Source organism: Massilia sp. CT11-108 (assembly GCF_047302915.1).
In the GTDB taxonomy this organism is placed as follows: domain Bacteria; phylum Pseudomonadota; class Gammaproteobacteria; order Burkholderiales; family Burkholderiaceae_D; genus Telluria; species Telluria orientalis.
In genome coordinates, this window is the sequence record NZ_JBKYMO010000458.1 from 1 (window position 1) to 4,359 (window position 4,359).

Sequence of the window (4,359 nt, forward strand, 5' to 3'; positions counted from 1 at the left end):
ACCCGACCGGGCAGCGCCACGGCAAGGGTCGCAAGCGCGGCGACCGCGCCACCCAGGCGCGTGGACGGACGCGGGCACGGGCCTTCATGACGCACGCGGATGTTCGTGTTGTCGTTCCATTTCATGGCTTTCCCCTTTCATTGGTCAAGTAATCCCTGCTCGCGGATGAAGCAAACGACGGTGTCCACGCCCTCGCCCGTACGCAGGTTCGTGAACACGAACGGCCGCGCCCCGCGCTGGCGCCGTGCGTCGCGCGCCATCACGTCCAGGTCGGCGCCCACGTGCGGCGCGAGGTCCGTCTTGTTGATGATGAGGAGGTCGGAGCGCGTGATGCCCGGCCCGCCCTTGCGCGGGATCTTTTCGCCGCCCGCCACGTCGATGACGTACAGGGTGAGGTCCGACAGCTCGGGGCTGAACGTGGCCGCGAGGTTGTCGCCGCCGGATTCCACCAGCACCAGTTCCAGTGCCGGAAAGTCGGCCTGCAGCCGCGCGATGGCTTCCAGGTTGATCGACGCATCCTCGCGGATCGCCGTGTGCGGGCACCCGCCCGTCTCCACGCCCATCAGCCGCTCGGGCGGCAGCGCATGCGCGCGCAGCAGGATCTCCATGTCTTCGCGCGTGTAGATGTCGTTGGTGATCACGGCCATGTCGTAGCGGTCGCGCATGCGCCGGCACAGCATCTCGCACAGCGCCGTCTTGCCGGAACCGACCGGACCGCCGATGCCCACCCGCAGGGGATTCGATGTCATTGCTTTACCTCTTTCAGGAACGGTACAACCGCCCATGCTGCACCTCGTGCCGCATCGACAGCATGGACAGGCCGGGCGACCAGTTCGACAGGTCCGCATCGGGCAAGGCGCGAGCGGTGGCGGCCGCGCGTTCGAGATCGGGCCGCAGCGACAGCAGCAGCCGCTGCCCCGCCACCTGCCCCAGCGGCACCGACTTCACGCACACGAGCACCTGGTTCTCGGCCCACGCGAACAGCAGCGCCAGCAGCGCCTCCTCGTGCGGGATGTCGAGCGCGTCGACGGCGCATGCATAGGCCGCCGGCAGCGTCACCTCGTCGCCCAGCAGGCTCACGTCGGCGACGCCCAGCTCCGCGATCAGCCGCGTGAGCGAATAGCCCATCTGGACGGTCTCCGCGCGCGACTCGGCCGTGTCGCGCGACGCGAGGAAGCAGGCGCTCCACTCGTCGACGCCGGCGGCATCGCGCGCGGCGAACGCGTTCAACAAACGCCACAGCAGCGGCGCGTCCCAGCGCGCCAGCACCTGGTCGAGATAGCGCACGAGCCACGCATGCGCGCTCACCGCATCGTGCACGCGGCCTTCCTCGATGGCAGTCTCCAGGCCCTGCGAATAGCTGTAGCCGCCGATCGGCAGCGCCGGGCTCGCGAACTGCAGCAGGTGCAGCAGGCTCGCGGCGTTCATAGGTCCGCCGGCCGGTGGATCTTTTGCCGCAGCGGCACGGGCGCCAGCAGGCCGCCGCCGTGGTCGTGATGGCCGTGACCGTGGCCGCCCGCATACGCGCCCGCTTCCGGTTCGAACTTCGCCAGCTCTTCCTCGACGTGCGCGCCCAGGCCCGCCACCATGTCCTTCAGCACCGGATCGACGCGGATGCGCAGCCAGCCCGTCCCGACCTGCGTCTGCGCGTGGCGGTTCCCGAGGTGGAAGGCGCAGCGCGCGAGCAGCGTCGGGTTCGCGCAGCGCACGAGATAGGTCGGCTCCGCCGCGGCGACGACCCGCACGACGCGCCCATCTTCCCCCGTCAGCAGGTCGCCGTCGCGCAGCACGGTGCCGCGCACCAGGAACAGCGCGACTTCCTCGCCGGACGCGAGCCGCGCGCGCTGGCGGCAGCGTTCGCGCTGGTCGTACGGCAACTCGAGCAGGTCGTGGACGGTGTCCGCGTGGGCGATCTTCGTATGCAGTGACATCATGGTGGCTCCCGATGATCAGAACAGGAAATACCGCTGCGCGAGGGGCAGCACCCTGGCCGGCTCGCATACGAGCAGGCGCCCGTCGGCGCGCACCTCGTACGTTTCCGGATCCACTTCCATGTGCGGCGTGGCCCCGTTGTGGACCATGTCGCGCTTGCGCAATCCGCGCGTGCCGCGCACCGGGATCACGGTCTTCGCCAGTCCCAGCTCGCGCGCGATGCCGAGGTCGAATGCCGCCTGCGACACGAACGTGAACGATTTGCGGAGTCCCCCGCCGAATGCACCGAACATCGGGCGATAGTGCACGGGCTGCGGCGTCGGGATCGACGCGTTCGGGTCGCCCATCAGGCTCGCCGCGATCATCCCGCCTTTCAGGATCATCGACGGCTTCACGCCGAAGAACGCGGGCCGCCACAGCACGATGTCGGCGATCTTCCCCGGTTCCAGCGAGCCCACCGCGTGCGACAGGCCGTGCGCGATGGCCGGGTTGATCGTGTACTTGGCCACGTAGCGTTTTACGCGCGCGTTGTCGCTGCGGGACAGATCGCCTTCGAGCGGGCCCCGCTGCACCTTCATCTTGTGCGCCGTCTGCCACGTGCGCATGATGGTCTCGCCCACGCGGCCCATCGCCTGCGAATCCGACGACATCATCGAGATGGCGCCCAGGTCGTGCAGGATGTCTTCGGCGGCGATGGTCTCGCGGCGGATGCGCGATTCCGCGAACGCCACGTCTTCCGCGATGGCGGGGTCGAGGTGGTGGCAGACCATCAGCATGTCGAGGTGCTCGTCCAGCGTGTTGATCGTGTACGGGCGCGTGGGGTTCGTCGACGACGGCAGCACGTTGTCCTGGCCGACCGCGGCGATGATGTCCGGCGCGTGCCCGCCGCCCGCCCCCTCCGTGTGGAACGTGTGGATCGTGCGGCCCTTGAACGCGGCCAGCGTGGACTCCAGGAAGCCGGCCTCGTTCAGCGTGTCGGAGTGCAGCGCGACCTGGATGTCCATGCGCTCGGCGACGGACAGGCAATTGTCGATCGCGGCCGGCGTGCTGCCCCAGTCCTCGTGCAGCTTCAGGCCGACGGCGCCGGCCTCGACCTGTTCTTCGAGGGGCCGCGGCTGGCTCACGTTGCCCTTGCCGAAGAAGCCGAGGTTCATCGGGAACGCGTCGGCCGCCATCAGCATCGAATGGATATGCCACGCGCCCGGCGTGCACGTCGTCGCGGCGGTGCCGACGGCGGGGCCGGTGCCCCCGCCCAGCATCGTCGTGATGCCGGACATCAGGGCCTCGTCGATCTGCTGCGGGCAGATGAAGTGGATGTGCGTGTCGACGCCGCCCGCGGTGACGATCATGCCTTCGCCCGCGATGATTTCCGTCGCGCCGCCGATGGCCATCGTCACGCCGGGCTGGATGTCCGGGTTGCCGGCCTTGCCGATGGCGGCGATCAGGCCATCCTTGATGCCGATGTCGGCCTTGACGATGCCCCAGTGGTCGACGATGACGGCGTTCGTGATCACCGTGTCCATCACGTCCGCGCGCACGCGCTGCGACTGGCCCATGCCGTCGCGGATCACCTTGCCGCCGCCGAATTTCACTTCCTCGCCGTAGATGGCGTAATCCTTTTCGATTTCGATGACGAGCTCCGTGTCGGCGAGGCGGATGCGGTCGCCCGTCGTTGGTCCGTACATGTCGGCATAGGCCTGGCGGGAGATCGTGGCCATTCAGGCGCCTCCATCGAGTGGGCCGCCCATCAGGCCCTGGAAGCCATGCACGATGCGCGCGCCGCTCAACGCCACCAGCTCGACGGTGCGCCGCTGACCCGGCTCGAAGCGCACGGCGGTGCCGGCCGCGATGTTCAGGCGCATGCCGCGCGCCAGCTCGCGCTCGAACTGCAGCGCGTCGTTCGATTCGTAAAAGTGATAATGGGAGCCCACCTGCACGGGACGGTCGCCCGCGTTCGCGACGACGAGCGTCACCGTGGGGCGGCCCGCGTTGATGACGATGTCGCCATTCTCGAGGAAGTATTCGCCGGGGATCATGGGGCGCTCACGGGATTGGGTTGTGGACGGTGACGAGCTTGCTGCCGTCCGGGAACGTGGCTTCGACCTGGATGTCCGGGATCATCTCCGGCACCCCGTCCATCACGTCGGCGCGCGCCAGGATCATGGTGCCCTCGCTCATCAGCTCGGCCACGCTGCGGCCGTCGCGGGCGCCTTCCATGATCGCGGCCGTGATCAGCGCGACGGCTTCCGGGTAGTTCAGCTTCAGGCCGCGCGCGCGGCGGCGTTCGGCCAGCAGCGCGGCCGTGAAGATCAGCAGCTTGTCTTTTTCGCGTGGGGTCAGGTCCATGGCGATCCTTTACGTATTCCAGATGCGCGGCGGCGTGGCCGGCCGGTCCAGCAGGTGCGGCCGCAACGCCGTCCACGCCCC

6 protein-coding genes are annotated in these 4,359 nt (G+C 68.8%); all 6 read right to left on the reverse strand.

The features are described 5' to 3' along the window. Positions 1-137 precede the first annotated feature (137 nt). From ureG to ACEN88_RS25270, 6 genes are read right to left on the reverse strand one after another with little or no spacing between them, the layout of a single operon-like run. Entirely contained in the window at positions 138-749 is a 612-nt protein-coding gene (gene ureG / locus ACEN88_RS25245; RefSeq protein WP_413344101.1) for an urease accessory protein UreG, read from the reverse strand. Between the two features lie 13 nt (positions 750-762). Then, positions 763-1,428 carry an urease accessory protein UreF gene (locus ACEN88_RS25250; RefSeq protein ID WP_413344103.1) on the reverse strand — a complete coding sequence of 222 codons (666 nt, stop codon included), beginning with the start codon at positions 1,426-1,428 and terminating at the stop codon, positions 763-765. Next, a complete protein-coding gene (gene ureE / locus ACEN88_RS25255; protein ID WP_413344104.1) occupies positions 1,425-1,934 on the reverse strand; it encodes an urease accessory protein UreE in 510 nt (169 codons plus the stop codon). The genes ACEN88_RS25250 and ureE overlap by 4 nt, the downstream gene beginning before the upstream one ends. 15 nt (positions 1,935-1,949) lie before the next feature. Beyond that, positions 1,950-3,650, reverse strand: a complete 1,701-nt coding sequence (ureC, locus tag ACEN88_RS25260; protein ID WP_413344105.1) for an urease subunit alpha — start codon at positions 3,648-3,650, stop codon at positions 1,950-1,952. After that, positions 3,651-3,968, reverse strand: coding sequence for an urease subunit beta (locus tag ACEN88_RS25265; RefSeq protein WP_413344106.1), 318 nt, complete (start codon positions 3,966-3,968; stop codon positions 3,651-3,653). Positions 3,969-3,975: 7 nt separating this feature from the next. After that, positions 3,976-4,278 carry an urease subunit gamma gene (locus tag ACEN88_RS25270; protein WP_413344107.1) on the reverse strand — a complete coding sequence of 101 codons (303 nt, stop codon included), beginning with the start codon at positions 4,276-4,278 and terminating at the stop codon, positions 3,976-3,978. Between the last annotated feature and the right edge of the window lie 81 nt (positions 4,279-4,359).